Here is an 18,038-nt window from a genome sequence, read left to right on the forward strand (position 1 = left end):
CCCCCCCCGCCCCGCCCCGTCAGCGGACGGAGGCGTTGCGCTCGCGTGTGGCGAGGCGGATGCCTTCCTTTAGCGTGGCGCGTGTGGGGATGCGGTTCAGATCGATGCCTTGGTGGATGATTGCGCGGGCGGCTTCGGCTGAGATGCCTGTGAGTACGATCTGGGTTCCGAGGAGTGCGAGGCCGTCGCGGAGACGCGGGAGTATGGGGGCGACGCGTGCGTCGAAGCTGCGCAGGCCTGTGAGGTCGACGATCACGAACGTGGCTTTTGCTTCGGCGGCGCCTTGGAGGGCGGCGTCGAGCATCTGTGTGGTTCGGTCCTCGTCCATCACGCCGACGATCGGCATCACGAGGATGCCCTCGGAGATGGGCACGAGTGGCGTTGAGAGCTCGAGGAGCCGTGCGCGCTGGGCTTCCATGATTTGTTGGTGGAGCCGCGTGCGTTCTTCTTCGGCGCTTCGGCGCTCGGCGAGCTCGGCCTCGAGACGGGTCCGCGCGTCGTCGAGCTCGGCGTTCTTCTCGCGCAGGGCTTTTGTGGTCTTGCAGAGCGACAGATGCAGCCGGAACCGTGCGAGCAGCTCCTCCACGTCGAAGGGCTTGCCGATGTAGTCCACGGCGCCCATGCGTAGACCCTTCAGCTTGCTTTCCCGATCGGAGAGTGCGGTCATGAAGATGACGGGCACGTCCTTGGTCTCGGGGTTTGCTTGCATTCGTTGGCAGAGCTCGAAGCCATTCACGTCTGGCAGGTTCACGTCGAGGAATACGAGGTCTGGCCGTTCCTCGCCGAGCATCTGCCAGGCGGATCGACCGTCGGTCGCCACGGCGATTTCGGTCCCTTCGTTTTGGAGAACCATCGTGAGGACGTCGAGGTCGACGTGATTGTCGTCGACGACGAGCACCAACCCATCGAGAGCACCGGTCATCTTCTACCTTTCGATGAGGTCAGCCATCCTCCCCACCGTCTTTCAGCCGTCGCGACGATATGCGACGCGCACGCGCCTCGCAAGACACTGCGCGGCGCAAACATTTCGCGAAGGGGCGACCCGAATGCCGGACAGGCACGCTGGTCCGCGGGCGTGCGGGACACCATCGGCTCCAGGCACCACGCTTGCCCCTTTGCAGTGGCAGCGTTTCGTTCAGCGAGAAGGGAGGAGCCACATGGCAAACCAGGGACCTCAGGGCGGCGCGCGGATCGATCCCGTGTCGCGGCGCATCGTCGAGCACATCGAGCAGGTTGGCGGGTTGCCGCAAAAGGTACGCACGCCCGAGGCTGCCGCGGCTGTGCTTTGTGTGCTCTCGCGAAGGCTGAGCAAAGGTGAGGCGCAGGATCTCGCGAACAGCCTGCCCGAGGCGCTCCAGACCCTCGTGCAGCCGTGCGCGGCACACCGCGGGCTCGAGAGTGATGTGTTCGATCGGGGGGAGTTTTTGCGATTGCTCGCCGATCACCTTCGAATCGAGGTCGGCGAGGCCGAGCTCGTCGCGCGGGCCGTGCTGCAAGGCGTGCGCGCCTTGCTCCCTCAGGGGGAAATCGAGCACATCCGCGGCCAGCTCCCGTCGGAGATCTGGGAGCTCTGGGGCCCGCGCCGCGTGGCCGCTTGATGCGCTTTACCTGCGGCGGCGCAGGAAGATGCGCGTCCCCTGCGAATACGGCGAGAGGGATTCGTCCAGGTGCACGAGCGGCCCCTCGACGCCCACGATCACCCGATCGCCGTCTTTGCTCTGCGCCATCGCGAGGGCGAGCTCGTCCGCTTCGGCGCCGAAGGTCGAGACGGTGTTCGCGGTGTCGTCCCATTCCACGTGCACGTCGAACCCGTCGAGCCCGCCGTTCGAGCCGGCCATGGTTTTTCCGTGCACGAGCAGCGTGTCCTCGAACCAGCCGACGGCGCGGACGCCGCCGCTCCCCTCGGGGGCCACGGCGGTGACCACGGCGGCCGTATTGCCTGTGACCGAGACGCCGAGCACGGGATCGCCCTTCGAATCGAGCCGGCCCACGAAAGCCGGGCCGAACGTGCCGATGCCGCCGAAGACGAGCTGCCCCTCCCCGCCCAGGACGAGGCCGCCGTCGTCCGTCACGGCCACGTTGCCGCGGAAGCCGGCCAGGACCGAATCCTCGAAGACCTTGCTCCAGAGCATCTCGCCGTCGGGAGAATACTTTTTCACGTGCAAGCCTATCGGCTCCCCAGCGGCCTCCGGGAGGCTGAATTGGTTATACACGAAGATCACTTCGCCGGCCGGGGTCACGTCGAGCCCGGCCGGGTAGTCCGAGGTGTCGCCGCCGTACTTCTTGGCCCAGAGGAGCTCGCCTTTCGTGTCGTATCTCGCGACGAACACGTCGGGCTTGTAGTTCACGAAGTTTTCGTCCCACGCCTCGGGCACGCTCGTCACCGTGACGCCGCCCAGATCGAGCGTGCCGACGAACCTGCCGCTGATGACGAAGTTGCCCTCGGAATCGAACGTGACGCCCTCCACGACGCGGGCAAAGCCTCCGCTGTAATTGACATCGTCCGGCAAGTTCCCGGGGAGGCGACGGCTCCAGACGTGGTTGCCGTCCGCGTCGAGCCGAAGCAAAAACGGATGATTCGCGCGCACGTATTCGCCGCCGAGCAGACCTCCCCCGAGGTCGACGTCGGCGCGCAAGCTCCCGGCGAGGAGGATTCCGCCCTGGGGGTCCAGGGCGAGGACGTCCTTTCCTTCGAACGCCGCGCCGTTCGGGAGCCCGCGGCTCCAGACGTGTTTGCCGCTGGCGTCGAATTTCGCCACGAAGGCCACGGGCGCGTCCTCGCTGCCGAGGTAGCCCCCGCCGAAATCGATCAAGCCTTGCGTCATGCCGACGAGAATCGTGTTGCACGCGCCGTCGACCGCGACCGAGAGGCCTGCGAGGTTGGTTCGTGATTCCGCCGTGCCGAACGTGAGGTCGAGCATCTCGCCGCACACGGAGGTCGGCGTGGGAGCGGGCGGGGGAATTTCTTGGGCCGTTTCCGTGCAGCCGAGGACGAAGAGGGGGGCGACAAGGAAGAATCGAAGTTTCGTCATGGGGCCATCGTAGCGCAGTGCCGCCTACAGAAGTAGGAACGTCGTTCTCACGAATGCGATCTCCCTCTGGACTGAGCATTGGTCTCTTCTTGGGGCCGCCGCGCCGGGGCGCTGCCCCGGGCCCCGCGGGGGCTATCCGCCCCTCGACCCGGACCAGGGCAAGCCCTGGACCGTTCGTGGAAGAACTGCGCGATGCGCAGTTCTTCCAACAGGCCGGTGGCAAGACCAGGAAGGTGCATTGCCCGCTGGCGACGGGCACGTTGCCAGTTGAATCCTCAGCGCCGCGGTCTTGATGGGCAGGGTCGTCGTTGGCCTTGAACTGGCCTGTTCGATGAACTGCGCATCGCGCAGTTCATCGACCCCGGGTCCAGCGCTTGCGCTGGTCCGGGTGCAGGGGCGGATAGCCCCTGCTGGGGCCTGGGGCAAAGCCCCAGCGCAGCGCCTCCCAGCGGGAATGTCAGGTCAGGAGCCGGAGGGGCGCTCCTGCGTGCCATGCGAGGATGTCCTCGAGAGCGTCCCGGTAATACACGGCGAAGTTTTCCCGCGTCACGTAGCCGAGGTGCGGCGTCAGGACGACGTTGGGCAGGCCGAGTAGCGGGTGCTTCGGTGACAAGGGTTCCTCCGGGAACACGTCGAGCCCGGCGCCGGCGATACGTTTCGCGTCCAGCACGCCGAGGAGTGCCTCCATGTCCACGAGGCCCGCGCGCGACGTGTTGACGAGATATGCCGAGGGTTTCATGGAGGAAAGCTCCTCCACGCCGACGATCCTGCGCGTCCGCTCGCCGAGCACGAGGTGCAGGCTCACGATGTCCGCCGTCCCGAAGAGCGCGGCCTTTTCCACGCGTTTTACCCCCGCCGCCTTGGCCCGCGTGTCGTTCAGGTTCGGGCTCCAGGCCACCACCTCCATCCCGAACGCTTGCCCCACGCGCGCGACCTGCGTTCCGAGCTTCCCGAGCCCGACCAGGCCGAGGCACTTGCCGGCGAGCCCCTCGGTCAGCCCTGTCTGCCAGATTCCTGCGCGGAGCGCCTGGTCTTCCGCCGGGATGCGCTTCACGAGCGCCAGGATCAGACCCCAGGTGAGCTCCGCTGTCGGCGTGCCGACCGAGCGTGTACCTGAGACCGTGATCCCGCGCGCGCGGCAGGCTGCGAGGTCGATCGACGCGTTTCGCGCGCCCGTCGTCACGAGGAGCTGCAGGTTCGGGAGGTGTTCGAGGAGCGACGCCGGGAATGGGGTCCGCTCCCGCATGAGCACGATCGCGTCGAACGGGCGGAGCGCGGAGATGAGCTCGTCCCGATCCGTGATGTGGCGATCGAACACCACGAGTTCGCTGCCTGGCGGCAGACGGCGAAAGTCCGCGAGGCTCTCCGCCACGCGTAGGTAGTCATCGAGGATGGCGACTTTCGGTGGGTTCTTCACGGTCATGCGTACAGCGTAGTAGGAACGCCCGCCTTCGCGTACGACAAAGCACCGAATCGACGGCCCGATTCGGGCTGATCCGGGTGGGAATGGACCGCGAAGCGGCGCAACGGTCGTTCCCGGAAAGGGGAAACATCCCCGCCGCCGTCGCGGTGCGGGTACGCGCGTGGGCAACGGCCCCCGCGGCGGATCCGGCAGCATTGCGAGATGGGGAAACCGGCCCGGACCCCGGAGCCGAGGCGTTTTCCCGGACGGGAAACGCGCCCGTCCGCGTGTCCAGAAGCGTTGCGCGGACGGGAAACGCTCCTGGGAGGACGAGCGGGCGCGTTGCGAGACGTGGCAATGTACCCCGCGACCGGATCCGGACGCGTTGAGAAGAGGAGAAACGCGCGTTTCCTCGTTTCGGGGCGCGTTTCCACAGATTTCAGCGCGCTCGGCTGCCCCGTCGCGGTTTTCGTCTACCATGGCGCCCGCCTTGGGCTCCCCCATGTCCTGCTTGCGCCGCTTCTCACCTTCCCTGCCCGCGGCGCTCGCCCTCTTCGCCACGCTCGCAGCCGTCCCCGGAGCCTCTGCGGCCTCCCTGCCCCGCCTCGTGGTCGAGCGCGCGCCCGAAGCGGCCGATTGTCCCGACGCCGGAGCCCTCGCCGCCGCCGTCGAGCGCCAGATGCAGCGCCCCGCACTCGACCCGGAAGGCGCGGATCCGTCGGCCCCCGTGTACGAGGTGCACGTCGTCCGCTCGGAGGACGGGTACGCCGCGACGCTCAAGGCGGGTGACCTCACCCGAAATCTCTCCGACCCGGGATCCACCTGCGCCGAGCTCGCCGATGCGCTCGCCTTGACCCTGGCCATCCTGCTCGACAGCGAGCCCACGGCACCGCCACCGCCGCCACCGCCACCGCCACCGCCACCGCCGCCGCCGCCGCCGCCGCCTCCGCCTCCGCGCCCGGCCGCCTGGGACCTCTCCTTCCACCTCGGCGCCGCCGCGACCGCTGGATTCCTCACGCCTTTCTCCCCGGCCGTCAGCGGCGAGGTCGCTCTCCGCCTCGGCAGAGCTTCCTTCGGCGTCGGCGTCTTCGGCCTCCCCGGCACCACCCTCGACGTCGCCCCTGGCCAGGTCCGCCTCTGGCTCGTCGCGGCCACCGCGCGGGCCTGCGGCGCCGTCGTCGACCCGCCCCGCGGCGTCCGCGTCTCCTTGTGCGCCGAGCCCTTCCTCGGCGCCGTCCACGGCGAGGGCCGCGGCTTCGAGGCCAACCGCGCGGGCACCCGCCCCTGGATCGCCCTCGGCGGCACCGGGATGCTCGAAGGACCCCTCGCCGGCCGCCTCGGCTGGTCCGTCCGCCTCGGCGTCGCCGTCCCGCTCCTTTCCTACGCCTTCACCGTCGACGTGCCCACGGCCCCAGACCCCGATGCCCCGACCATCCCCGTCACGGCCTTCCAGCCCACACCCCTGAGCGGATATCTCGGCGCTGGCCTCCGCTGGACGATTCCGTGATGGCGAACCGCCCCTGCCTCCACCCAGCCAGGGCCATGACCGCGGACGCTGTCACTCCATGAACTTCCGGCAGCTCTACGACGAGCACTTCCCGTTCGTCTGGCGCTCCCTCCGCCGCCTCGGGATCCGCGAGAGCGACCTGCCCGACGCCGTGCAGGACGTGTTTCTCGTCGTTCACCGGCGGCTGCCCGAGTTCGAGGGACGATCGAAGATGAGCACCTGGATCTTCGGCATCTGCTTCCGGGTCGCTGGCGATCGGCGCAAGGCCGCCCGCGCCGCCGACCGCCGCGACGGGGGCGACGAACCCTTGCTCCACACGCCCGACGAGCGCGCCGACGTCGCCGCAGAGGCCGAGCGCCGGCGCGAGCTCGCGCAGCTCGAAGCGCTGCTCGACGAGCTGCCGCTCGATCAACGCGCGGTCTTCACGCTGTTCGAGCTCGAAGGCATGACGGGCGAGGACATCGCCCAGACGCTGGAGCTACCCCTGGGCACGGTCTACTCGCGCCTGCGGCTCGCCCGCGAGGCCTTCCGGCGAGGCGCGGCGCGCTCGCAGGCGCGCGACCGATTTTACGTGCCCCCGTCCCCGAAGGTCCCGGGGAACGCCCTCACGAATCAGGCAGGAGGGAAGCGATGAGCGACCCGAAGCGATGGATGGAGGAAGGCGCGGACGCCGCGCCGCACGAGCGTGCGCTCCTTCGAGCGGGGCTCGACATGGACCCGCCGGCCGGCGCCGAGGATGCGATCTGGGCCGCGCTGAGCGCGAAGATCGGCCCCGGTGGAGGCGGAGGTGATGGCGGAAGCGGAGGCGCCTCCGGCAGCACGGGCGCGCCTGCGGGAGCGCCGGCCCAGGCGGCCGCGAGCTCGTCGACGGCCAGCGCCTCGGGGGCAATCGGCGCCGCGAAAGGACTTTTGGTGGGGCTCCTCGGCACGGCGATCGTCGCAGGCGCCGTCGCGGCATTCGTACCCGCGAAGGAGCCGCCGCCGGCTGCGCCGAGGATCGAGCCCACGGCCGAAGCGGTGATCGAGCCGCCCCGCGCGCCGGAGCCGGACGTCCCGCCGCCGCCCGAAGCCGCGCCCGCGCCCCCTCCGGCCACGGAGGACGAGCCTCCGAAGAGCGCGCCACCACGAAGGGCCTCGGCCGCCGTCCCCTCGGCGAGCGTCGATCCCCCTGCCCCCTCGCCCGCTGTCGATCCAGCGGCCGCCGCGCACGCCGAGCGGGCGAGCCGTCTGCGCGAAGAGCGCACGGCCCTCGGGGACGCACGCGCGGCGCTCCGGGCCGGCGACACGGCGGGCGCCCTGCAAAAACTCGAAGCCATGGGCGATCGTTTTCCGAACGGCACCCTCGCGCAGGAGCGCGAGGCCCTCGCCATCGAGGCCCTCGCCCGGGCCGGCCAAACCGCCGCCGCCTCCGAGCGCGCCGCCGCCTTCCTGCGCGCCCACCCGACGAGCGCCCACGCCAAGAAGCTCCGCAGCTTCGTCCGATAAAACCACCGAGCGCATCTTTTTTTGAAATGGCGCCCGGCGCCTCGCTCCACCCACCTCGCACGAACCTGGTGCCGGCCGATGTCCGGCGGCGCCGCGTGCAAAGGAGAATGTCATGGGCCAGCGATCTGCAATGGCGTTGTTTTCGTGTATCCTCGGCCTCGGCGTGACGGGCATCGCATGCCAGGGCGTGGTCGACGTGGGCGGCGGCAGCAATGATCCGCCGCTCCCCGAAGCGGACAAAATCGATCTTCTGCTCGTCGTGGACAATTCACGGTCCATGGCCGACAAGCAGGAGGTCCTCGCGAAAGCGACCGAGGATCTCGTGCAAGCAATCGCGAACCCGCCGTGCGTGGACGCGAACGGCGTCGTGGTGTCGACGCCGTCGACGGCCGTCGAACCCTGCCCGGCGGGCCAGGTGCGAAGGCACGTGCCGGTGACCGACATCCACATCGGCGTGATCAGCTCGAGCCTCGGAAGCCGCGGCGGCAAGCTTTGCCCCGACGTCGACAGCAACAACCTGACCTGCGCGCCGAACCCCAACCTGACGAACAACGACAAGGGCCACCTGCTCACGCGCGCCGACGCGTGCGGCGTCACGCCGGAGGTGCCGACCTACGAGAACAAGGGGTTTCTTCTCTGGGATCCCATCGGCGTGCTCTCGCCCCCGAGCAACGCGGGCGAGCTCGCACAAGACCTTTCCGACATCATCCGCGGCGTCGGGCAGATCGGCTGCGGATACGAGTCGCAGCTCGAGAGCTGGTATCGTTTCCTCGCCGACCCCGAGCCTTACGAGTCAATCAGTGTCGTCAATTTCGAGGCCACGCCCCAGGGGGTCGACGTCGAGCTGCTCGCGCAGCGCCGCGATTTCCTCCGGCCCGACTCGATGCTCGTGATCCTGACGCTCACCGACGAGAACGACTGCTCCATCAAGGAGACGGGCCTTCATTACCTCGTCGCGGAGCCCGAGACGCTGCCGCGGCCGCGCAGCGAATGCGCGACGAACCCGAACGACCCGTGCTGCAAGTCATGCGGTCAGGATCCCGGCGACTGCCCCGTCGATCCGACCTGCTTCAATGAATCCGGAGGGATCGCCAGGCTGAGCACGGACGAGGACCCGGTCAATCTGCGTTGCTTCGACCAGAAGCGCCGCTTCGGGATCGACTTCCTCCACCCCGTGGATCGATACATCAACGCCTTGACCCAGCCCACAGTCACGACGCGCGCGGGGGACGTCGTCCCAAACCCCATCTTCTCCGACCTCGATCTGAGCGATACAAACGAGACGATCCGCGATCCAGGGCTCGTCTTCGTGGCCGGCATCGTCGGCGTTCCCTGGCAAGACATCGCGCGGGACCCGTCAAACCTCGCAGCCGGCTACAAGAACGCGGAGGAGCTCGCGCAGAACGGGGGCTGGAGCGCCCTGCTCGGAAATCCCGCGACGAGCACGCCGCCATCGAACCCGTACATGATCGAGTCCGTCGCGCAACGCACGGGCGTCCCGGCCGGCAATGCCAAAAACGGAGGCGACCGCACCACGCACAACGAGGATCTACAATACGCCTGCACCTTCCCCCTGGTCGAGCCGCGCGATTGCAGCGACGAGGCGAGCTCGATCCCGTGCGATTGCTTCAATGACGACAACGACAGCCCACTCTGCGCGCCAAACCCGAACGACGGCGGCGCGCGCACGCTGCAAGTCGCAGCCAAGGCCTACCCAAGCCCCCGGACGATGAGCGTGATCGAGGGCGTGGGCAACCAGGGCGTGCTCACCTCGATCTGCCCGTCCCAACTGACGGACACGAGCGCTCCAGATTACGCGTACCGCCCGGCAATCCAGGCCCTCGTGGAGCGTATGGCGAGCCGGCTTTGAGCTGCGCTTTCAGAGGCGCTGCGCTGGGGCTTTGCCCCAGGCCCCACCAGGGGCTATCCGCCCCTGGACCCGGACCAGGGCAAGCCCTGGACCATTTGGGGAAGAACTGCGCGATGCGCAGTTCTTCCCACAGGCCGGCGGCAAGACCAGAGACAGCGTTGCCCGTCATGGCGGTCTCGGTTGGCAGGGCCTTCGCTGGTCTTGCCTCGGCCTGCTCGATGAACTGCGCATCGCGCAGTTCATCGACCCCGGGTCCAGCGCTTGCGCTGGTCCGGGTCCAGGGGTGGACAACCCCTGGTGGGGCCTGGGGCAACGCCCCAGCGCGACGGTTTGCTCAGCCGCCCTCGGTGATGGGCAGTGAAAACGTGAACGTGGTGGACTCTCCGGGGACGCTCTCGGCGTGGACCCGCCCGCCGTGCGCCTCCACGAGGCCCCGCACGATGTAAAGCCCGAGCCCGAGACCCTTGATCGACCCGCCCTGCGCGCGCCCCCGCTTGAATCGCTCGAACAGGGTGCGCATGTCCTCGGCCACGATTCCTGGCCCCTGATTGCGCACCGCCACCATGATCTCGGCGCCGCGCCTCTCCGCGACGACCTCGATGGGCGTCCCGGGCGTCCCGTATTTGAGCGCGTTCGAGAGCAGGTTCTCCGCGACCTGCTCGAGCCGCTGCGCATCCACGGAGACCACGGGAAGATCGCCGCAGATTGAGAGCGTGACACGCTCGCGGTCGCCGCTTGCCTCGATGACGTGCGCGAGCAGCTCCGGGATGTCGGTCGGCGCGCGCACGAGCTCCAGCCGGTGCGCCTCGATTCGCGACAGATCGAGCAGATCGCCGATCATGCGCCCGAGCCGCTCTGCGCTCTCGACGATCCGCTCGGCGCGGCGGCGTGCCGTGGGGTCGGCGGACGAGCGTGCGAGCATCGACGCGAGGGTCGTGATGGTCGTGACTGGCTGGCGCAGGTCGTGGGCCACCACGCTCGTCCATTCCTGCCGCATTCGCTCGAGCTCCTTCAGCGGCGTGATGTCCTCGTAGGTCACGACGGTTCCGAGGTGTTGGCCCGCATCGCTGTGAATGGGCGACGCATTCGTCAGGACCGGCACGTCGGGCTTGTCTGGGGCACGGATGAGCATCTCCCGCCCGGTCACCACCTCGCCGCGCATGCCCCGCTCGATCGATAGGTCCCCTCGGGGCACGGGCGTGCCATCTGGCAGGCGGAGCCTTTTCCGTATCTTTCCGAGCGCGTCCGGATCCGAGTTGGCCACGCCGAGCAGCTCCTCGGCCCTCCGGTTCATCACGTACCGCGCCCCGTTCTCCAGCTCGCAGAGCACGATGCCGATGGGCGACCCGTCGATCACGGCCCGCAGCCAGCGTCGCTCGGTCGAGAGGGCCTCGACGAGCCGTTCGCGCTCCGCTTCGAGCCGCCGCTGCTCGGTCACGTCGTCGTTGATGACGAAGGCCCCGAGGATTCGCCCCTCCGCATCACGCACCGGCGCGGCCGAGTTCAGGATAAGCCTGTGGGTGCCATCGAACGCCTCGATTGCGACGAGCTCGTTCTGCACGCTCTCGCCGTTCCGTAGCGCGCGGAGGATCGCCCACTCGTCGGCCTCGACCTTCTTGCCCGAATCGCCCCACCATGCCTTGTATTCGCCGAACCGCTCCGGGCCGACGAGCCGTGCCCCGCCCCAGATGCGTCGTCCGGCGGGGTTGACCAGCACGAGCTGGCCCCGTTCGTCGGAGACCCATACGCCGACCGGCAAGGCCTCGAGCACCTGCCGGAAGAGGAGCTCGCTCTTCTGGAGCGCCGTCTCTGCGCGGCGCTGCTCCGTCACGTCCAGGACCGTCCCGCACATCCGGATCGGGCACCCCTTTTCGTCGCGGAACACGTCGCCTTCCACGTGCACGATCCGCTCCCGACCGTCCTCGACCACGACGCGGAGATCGAGCGAATACATGCGCGTCCCGTCGAGGGCTCGCCGAACCGCCTCGTCCACGTTCGCGCGATCATCCGGGTGCACGATCGAGAGAAACTTTTTGTAGCTTCTCGTCTCGGTCCCGGGAGGCAGGCCGAAGAGGCGGCAGCATTCATCCGACCACGAGGCCTCGTCCGGGTCGATCTCCCATTGCCAGCTCCCGACGTGGGCGATCCGCTGGGCGCGGGCGAGGCGCTCCTCGCTCTGACGAAGCGCCTCCTCGGATTGCTTGCGCGCGGTGACGTCCCGGAGGATGCCCATGTGCCTGCCCGGAACGAAATGCGCCTGCGCGTTGAATTCGCAGACGAACGTGCTGCCGTCGGCGCGCAAAAACGTGCCCTCGGCTGCCCAGTGCCCCACCCTGAGGAATTCGGACCAGTTCGCCCGGGCCTCGGCCCTGCATTCGGGGGGCCGGAGATCGAACACGTTCCCCCGCAAGAGCTCGTCCCGAGACGCGCCGAGGAGCTCACAGGCGCGCGGGTTGACGTCGACCAGGCGCCCTGCGTCGTCGCAGATGACGATGCAATCGAGCGCGTGCTCGAACAGCCGCCGGTATTTCCAATCGGTCTCCGCGGTCGCCCGGGTTGCGGACGCCAGCGAGGCTGCGATGAGGCTCGTGAGTGCCGAGAGCATGGGTAACGACCGATCCCGGCTGTTCTCGGCGCGCGGCGTGAAGCAAACCAGCACGCCGAACAGGTGCTCCTCGGAGACGAGCGGCACCGCCAGGGCTCGCTGGCCGCAGCCGAGCTCCGCGGCCGCGTGGATGTCCGAGGGGACGTCCTTGGCTGCGACATCGACGTCCGCGGCCCTCCGCGTGCGCGCCACGTGAGCGGCCAGGCTCGCCGATTCGAGCGGGAGCGAGCCGACGCGGTCGAGGAGCGCCTCGGGCGCGCCGCGATGCGCCGAAAGCGCGAGCGTTCGCGCGTCCCCGCTGAGGCCGTAGACGAGCGTCACGTCCCCGCCGAGCGCCGTGGCCACGAGCTCCACGGCGAGCCGGTGCGCGTCCCGGGGCTCGCTCGTGCTGCGGAGGAGACCCGTCGCAAGCTTCGCGAAAACGTCTACATGACCGGTGGAAATGCCCTTGTCGGAATGAATGACCTCGTCGGCCTCCAACATATCTTTTGCCTGTTGCGCCCCGCCGCTCGGAGGAGCGCGTGGAGATCGCTCCCAATACAACATGCTCACGGCAGCGTGTCACGCCGACTGCGGATCGAACGTCATAGCCCGCCCCGGCGGACGGCTCTCATCGAGGCGCTGCGCTGGGGCGTTGCCCCAGGCCCCACCAGGGGCTGTCCGCCCCTGGACCCGGACCAGCGCAAGCGCTGGACCCGGGGTCGATGAACTGCGCGATGCGCAGTTCATCGAACAGGCCAGGTCAAGACCAACGACGACCTTGCCCATCAAGACAGCCGCGCTGCCGACTGGCAACGCCGTCCTTGGTCTTGCCACCGGCCTGTTGGAAGAACTGCGCATCGCGCAGTTCTTCCACGAACGGTCCAGGGCTTGCCCTGGTTCGGGTCGAGGGGCGAACAGCCCCCGCGGGGCCCGGGGCAGCGCCCCGGCGCGACGCCTCGTGATGAGACCGATGCTCAGCGCTTGGGCGGGGCGTGCTACGAAGAGCAAAGCCGAATGACCGACCTCCGCGGCAAGACCCTCGCCGGCACCTTCTTCCACGCGCCTGTGCTCGGCACCCTCGAGGTGCTGGAGGACGCCCTCGTCGAGATCGACAAGGCTGGACGGATTGCCACCGTGATCAGGTCGGGCGACCCCCGCCACGAAGGCGCCCGGATCGCTGCGTCCATGGCCGGCACGCTGGTGACGCTTCCCGCTGGCTGCTACGTGATCCCCGGCTTCGTCGACCTCCACATCCACGCCCCGCAATACCCGCAGCTCGGCAAGGCGCTCCACGTGCCGCTGGAAATCTGGCTGCGCCACACCTTCCCGCTGGAAGCCCGCTACGCCGACGCTGCCTTCGCGCGGAAGGCCTACGAAATGCTCGTCGCCGACCTCCTCGCGAATGGCACCACGACGGCTCTCTACTTTGCCACGATCCATCAGGAGGCGACCCGCCTCCTCGTCGACATCTGCCTGGAAAAGGGCCAGCGCGCCCTCGTGGGCAAGGTCGCGATGGACAACCCGCAGGAATGCCCGGACTTCTACCGCGACGCCTCGACCGAGGCCGGCCTCCAAGGCACGCGATCACTCATCGAGTATGTTCGTACCCATCCGGCGAATGAGGGTGGGCTCGTCCACCCCGTCGTGACGCCGCGATTCGTACCCTCCTGCACCGACGCGATGCTCGAGGGCCTCGGCGTCATCGCCAGGGAATGCGGCTGTCACGTCCAGACCCATTGCTCCGAAAGCGACTGGGAGCACGGCTACGTCCTCGCCCGCCACGGGGTGACGGACGCCGAATGCCTCGATGGCTTCGGCCTCCTCACGCGACAATCGATTCTCGCGCATGCGAATCTGATCAACGCAGACGACATGGCCCGTATCGTCACCCGCGGCTCGGGGGTCGCGCACTGTCCCCTGTCGAACGCCTATTTTTCGAATGCAGCCTTCCCGCTCCGTGCGGCGCTTGCAAAGGGCGTCCGCGTCGGCCTGGGTACGGACATTTCGGGCGGCCCGAGCGCCTCCATGCTCGACGCCTGCCGCATGGCCGTCGTGACCTCGCGCATGCTGGAGAGTGGTGTCGACCCGGCGCTGCCGCCGGAGACGCGCGGCCGGCCCTCGTCCCGCATCGACATCCGCGACGCCTTCCATCTCGCGACCGCCGCGGGTGGCGACGCGCTCGAGCTCCCGGTCGGTCGCTTCGCGCCCGGCTGCCATTTCGACGCCGTCCTCGTCGACACCACTGCCCCGAACGGCACGATTCGCCTCTTCGAAGAGCTCGACGAGCCGGAGGATATCCTCGCGAAGATTGTCTACACGGCCTCCCGCGCCAATCTCGCCGAAATCTGGGTCGCCGGGAGACGGGTCGCCGGGGCAGGCTGACGCTCCGGGGACGAGGTTTACATGGTCGCCAAACACCTCGCGTCGTGCCTGCCTTGTTCGGTCCACCCTTCCTCGTAGCGGACCATCGAGAGCCCCGCGCAGAGAGACGGCAGCTCGCCGTCCTCGAGCAAGAACGCAGCCCCCGGTCTGGCATGGCGTAGCAGATTCGACCGCGTCGGATGCTCCACCACGAGGAGCCCATTCGGCGCGAGCAGGCGCGGGTATTGCCGGAAGAGCGGGCGTTCGAGGTAGTGGCTTTGCAGGATCACGTCCCACGGGCCCTCGGGCAGGGGCTCCTCTTCGAGGTCGCGCCGCAGCGTCTCGATCGTGACGCCCGCCTCCCGCCCGCGCTTCTCCGCGACGGAAAGGCCCACGGGCGAGATGTCCACGAGCGTCACCCGAAGGCCCCGCCTGGCCAGCCAAATCGCGTTTCGCCCCGCCCCACCCCCGACGTCGAGCGCGCGCCCCTCCCGGGGCAAATGCTCGTCGAGCGACGTGAGCCAGGCGGAGGGCTCGTCCGGCGCCCCCTCGGCTGCGTACCGCGCGTCCCATTTCTGCCGATCTGCGTCTGCCACGTGCAGGTTCCTCCGCCGCGCATTCGATCAGATTCGCATCCTTCCGTCAATCCGTAGGCGTTCCACGGGGCTCACCGGGAAAACAGCTCCGTCGTTTGGCCCATGTCGTACACCGGCCTCCCGTGCTCGTCCGCGCGCACCCCATGCGTGAGGCGGTGAGGCTCGCGGCGCGTGGGTGAGAGCAGATGCTCGACGGGAACGCCGCAGAGGACGAGCGCATCCGCGATGAGGCGCCGGTGGCAACGTTGCCAGGCCGTCTCTGCGCACATCACGGCGAGCGGCCCACCCTGCTGCGCGTCGCCGACGAGGTGCTCGAGCGCGTCCTCGAACGCGGGTTCGTCCATGTAATCGGCGTACGCCCGGAACCCCTCGTCCTCGAGGGCCGGGTGTCGCGAGGGCCGCTTCGGCCGCCGCCTGCCGCCGAGCTCCTCGCCCCGGAAAACGTATTCGACGCCGAGGCCGGGCAGCGACGCCGCGAGGGCGTCCCGGCCAAACTGCGGGTTGCGGCGGGAGCCGGGGTATCGACGGACATCGAACAGGCGGGCGACCGAGGCGCCGCCGAGCGTCTCGACGAGCTCCTCCAGGCTGCGCGTGCCGTGGCCGATCGTGTAGATGGTGGGGATGGGCGCGGCGGACACCTCGGCAGCATGCCGTGGAGGGACAGCGTGTCAATGCCGCGATGAAACCCACCACGGTCGGAAGCCATCCATGAGGGATCCGGCTGCGCAGGCGAAGGCGATGCGGACGTTGTTCGAGGCGCTCGCTTCCGGGGCGAAAGGGAGCCTGCCAGGATGATGTACCTTGATGCGGTCTTGCGTTTCCTTTGGCACCCGGCCGTCGATGTGTTGCCGCGCCCGCTCTATCCCTGATCCGCGCCGCGAGATCAGGTGTCGGATGAGGTTCATCCGGGACAGCTCCCGTGGTAGCATGGGGAAACATTCTTCACCTTGGCTCGGGTGGCCGCGCCGGAAAGGATCTCCATGCTCGGATCGAGCTCTCCCAGGTTTCCCGTCGTCTCCTCCTTGATTGGCGCCTCGATCCTCTGCGCGAGCGGCGCGGCGTTCGCGGTCGTCACGCAGCCGAACGGCACCGTCATCCCCGTGGGAGGGGGCGCGGCGCTCAGCGGCTACCTCAACGGATCGGCCAACAACGACAACATCAACGAGGGGATCGACGTCGTGCAGAGCGCCGCCGTGGAGCCCCAGGTTTTCTCGCCGCTCTGCGACTTCAGCGGCAAGTACATCGCCAAGGGCGGCGGCGCCAATTTCGCCGTCGGCTGGTACAACGTCGACGACAACATCCCGAGCAACAACCCGCCGAAGTACGTCCCCGTGGACCTCGGGGCGAACCTCAACATGGCGGCGCCGAACAGCGACATCCAGATCCTGTTCCCGTTCTCGGGCGCCCTGCCGCCTCCCGACCAGGTCAACCTGACCGCCGTCTCGATCCGGGAGCACCCGGCCTACAAGGGGGGCTACATCGGCTTCGTGCTGATCCCCAACCCGAACGGCACCGGCACCGGGAACGCGACGCAGTATCACTACACCGAGCACCGGTTCAACGTCACGTGCACGCTGTGCTCGACCCCGGGACCCTGGTACTCGGATCTCCTCTACAAATCGAACATGCTCGCCAACACGTTCTACCTTGGCTTCGAGGATCTCGACTTCAAGGACGCGGCGGGCGCCGAGGGCGTCAACGGGAACGACCTCGACTACGAGGACTTCCTCTTTCGCTTCACCGGTGTCGCCTGTCCCGGCGCCGGGCAACCCTGCGACGTGCCCGACGCGCAAGGCGCGTGCGCCAAGGGCATCTCCGACTGCAATGCGCAGGGAGCGCTCATCTGCAAGGCCGTCCTTCAGCCCGGCATCCAGGGCGAGGCATGCGACGCCATCGACAACGACTGCGACGGCCTGATCGACGATGACGCGACGTGCCCGCCCGATATGGTGTGCAGCAACGGCACCTGCGTCGCGTCCTGCGAATCGGGCGAGTTTCCCTGCCTCCCCTCGTTCGTGTGCAAAGGGAGCTTCTGCATCGAGGAGGCCTGCGCGAACGTGGTTTGTCCGGAAGGCGAGGTGTGTCACGGCGGCGAGTGCCGCGCTCCCTGCGCGGGTGTCGTTTGTCCCGCGGGCCAGGTCTGCAGCGGTGATCACTGCGTGGACCCGTGCGCGGGCGTCACGTGCGGAGAGGGCCAGGTGTGCGTGAGCGGCGTCTGTATCGCCGGGTGCGCCTGCCGGATCTGTCCCTCGGGCGAGAGCTGCCATGTAGACAGCGGCCAATGCGTCGAGACCGCGTGCCTCGGCGTGTCGTGCCAAGCCGGCACCCATTGCAAAGCGGGGAACTGCGTCGACCTCTGCGATGGCGTCACGTGCCCGCCAGGCGAGGCTTGCGAGGGCGGTCAATGCGCCGCGGTCGTGCCCTCCGCGACGAGCTCGTCGACCGGCAACTTCGTCGGATCCGGCGGCGCGGGCGGCGACGGCGGCGCAGGCGGCATGGGCGGCGCCATGACCGGCGGCGGCACGTCGTCCGCAGGCGGCGCGCCGCCCGGAAGCGGCGCGTCCGGGAGCTGCGGCTGCCGCATCGAATCCGCAGCCTCCACCGCCAGCGGCACGGGGCTCAGCGCGCTCCTCGCAGCACTCCTGTTCGCTCGCCGCCGCTCGAGCGGCCGCGGACGCGGACCGCGCGCGAAAGAGCGCTGCTGAGCTCCTCCCCACTGGGAGCATTCGTCTCTTCTGGAGGCCGCCGCGCCGGGGCTCTGCCCCGGGCCCCGCGGGGGCTGTTCGCCCCTCGACCCGAACCAGCGCAAGCGCTGGACTCGTGGTGGAAGAACTGCGCGGTGCGCAGTTCTTCCATCAGGCCCGTTGGAGGGCCGAATGCTGTCATCGGCGGAATCTCGCGCTGTGGGCGGCCGCGCGATGCGCGTGAGGACGCCCTGGGAGGCGGACGTGCTCGTGCCCGGAGAGGGTGAGGACGCCCTGGGAGGCCGACGTGCTCGTGCCCGGAGAGGGTGAGGACGTCCAGGGAGGCGCACGTGCTCGTGCCCGGCGAGGGTGAGGACGCCCTGGGAGGCGGACGTGCTCGTGCCCGGCGAGGGTGAGGACGCCCTGGGAGGCGGACGTGCTCGTGCCCGGCGAGGGTGAGGACGCCCAGGGAGGTGCACGTGCTCGTGCCCGGCGAGGGTGAGGACGCCCTGGG

At 68.9% G+C, this 18,038-nt stretch carries 13 protein-coding genes; 7 read left to right on the plus strand and 6 right to left on the minus strand.

Features of this window, described 5'->3' with window-relative positions:
- Positions 1–19: 19 nt before the first annotated feature.
- Positions 20–922, minus strand: coding sequence for a response regulator (locus KEG38_RS34180; protein WP_272424399.1), 903 nt, complete (start codon positions 920–922; stop codon positions 20–22).
- Positions 923–1,157: 235 nt separating this feature from the next.
- Here KEG38_RS34180 and KEG38_RS34185 point away from each other — a divergent pair, with 235 nt between their 5' ends.
- Positions 1,158–1,598: a DUF2267 domain-containing protein gene (locus KEG38_RS34185; protein ID WP_272424401.1), complete on the plus strand. Its 441-nt coding sequence runs from the start codon at positions 1,158–1,160 to the stop codon at positions 1,596–1,598.
- A 6-nt stretch (positions 1,599–1,604) separates the two neighbouring features.
- Here KEG38_RS34185 and KEG38_RS34190 read toward each other — a convergent pair whose 3' ends face one another.
- Entirely contained in the window at positions 1,605–3,032 is a 1,428-nt protein-coding gene (locus KEG38_RS34190) for a hypothetical protein (protein ID WP_272424402.1), read from the minus strand.
- Positions 3,033–3,489: 457 nt separating this feature from the next.
- Positions 3,490–4,455, minus strand: a complete 966-nt coding sequence (locus KEG38_RS34195) for a D-2-hydroxyacid dehydrogenase family protein (RefSeq protein ID WP_272424403.1) — start codon at positions 4,453–4,455, stop codon at positions 3,490–3,492.
- 481 nt (positions 4,456–4,936) lie between these two features.
- Between KEG38_RS34195 and KEG38_RS34200 the strand changes: the two genes are divergently transcribed.
- The 4 genes from KEG38_RS34200 to KEG38_RS34215 all read left to right on the plus strand — a co-directional run bounded on the left by KEG38_RS34200 (position 4,937) and on the right by KEG38_RS34215 (position 9,296).
- Positions 4,937–5,941 carry a hypothetical protein gene (locus KEG38_RS34200; RefSeq protein ID WP_272424405.1) on the plus strand — a complete coding sequence of 335 codons (1,005 nt, stop codon included), beginning with the start codon at positions 4,937–4,939 and terminating at the stop codon, positions 5,939–5,941.
- A 58-nt stretch (positions 5,942–5,999) separates the two neighbouring features.
- Positions 6,000–6,575, plus strand: coding sequence for an RNA polymerase sigma factor (locus KEG38_RS34205; RefSeq protein WP_272424406.1), 576 nt, complete (start codon positions 6,000–6,002; stop codon positions 6,573–6,575).
- Complete coding sequence (gene bamD / locus KEG38_RS34210; RefSeq protein WP_272424408.1) at positions 6,572–7,426, plus strand: outer membrane protein assembly factor BamD; 855 nt, start codon at positions 6,572–6,574, stop codon at positions 7,424–7,426. The genes KEG38_RS34205 and bamD overlap by 4 nt, the downstream gene beginning before the upstream one ends.
- A 112-nt stretch (positions 7,427–7,538) precedes the next feature.
- Positions 7,539–9,296 (plus strand): hypothetical protein, encoded by a 1,758-nt coding sequence (locus tag KEG38_RS34215; protein ID WP_272424409.1) that lies wholly within the window; start codon positions 7,539–7,541, stop codon positions 9,294–9,296.
- A gap of 334 nt (positions 9,297–9,630) precedes the next feature.
- On the opposite strand, the gene KEG38_RS34220 is transcribed toward KEG38_RS34215, so the two are convergent.
- Positions 9,631–12,384 (minus strand): sensor histidine kinase, encoded by a 2,754-nt coding sequence (locus KEG38_RS34220; RefSeq protein ID WP_272424410.1) that lies wholly within the window; start codon positions 12,382–12,384, stop codon positions 9,631–9,633.
- A 513-nt stretch (positions 12,385–12,897) separates the two neighbouring features.
- Here KEG38_RS34220 and guaD point away from each other — a divergent pair.
- Positions 12,898–14,265: a guanine deaminase gene (gene guaD, locus KEG38_RS34225; protein ID WP_272424411.1), complete on the plus strand. Its 1,368-nt coding sequence runs from the start codon at positions 12,898–12,900 to the stop codon at positions 14,263–14,265.
- Positions 14,266–14,282: 17 nt separating this feature from the next.
- Here the strand turns inward: guaD and KEG38_RS34230 are convergent, their stop codons facing one another.
- Both KEG38_RS34230 and KEG38_RS34235 read right to left on the minus strand, forming a co-directional pair.
- Positions 14,283–14,840 carry a class I SAM-dependent methyltransferase gene (locus KEG38_RS34230; RefSeq protein ID WP_272424413.1) on the minus strand — a complete coding sequence of 186 codons (558 nt, stop codon included), beginning with the start codon at positions 14,838–14,840 and terminating at the stop codon, positions 14,283–14,285.
- 71 nt (positions 14,841–14,911) lie between these two features.
- Positions 14,912–15,478: a DUF488 domain-containing protein gene (locus KEG38_RS34235; protein WP_272424415.1), complete on the minus strand. Its 567-nt coding sequence runs from the start codon at positions 15,476–15,478 to the stop codon at positions 14,912–14,914.
- 342 nt (positions 15,479–15,820) lie between these two features.
- Between KEG38_RS34235 and KEG38_RS34240 the strand changes: the two genes are divergently transcribed.
- Positions 15,821–17,545, plus strand: coding sequence for a hypothetical protein (locus KEG38_RS34240; protein ID WP_272424416.1), 1,725 nt, complete (start codon positions 15,821–15,823; stop codon positions 17,543–17,545).
- Positions 17,546–18,038: the final 493 nt, after the last annotated feature.

The sequence above is a fragment of the Polyangium jinanense genome (assembly GCF_028435265.1).
GTDB classification, from domain to species: domain Bacteria; phylum Myxococcota_A; class Polyangia; order Polyangiales; family Polyangiaceae; genus Polyangium; species Polyangium jinanense.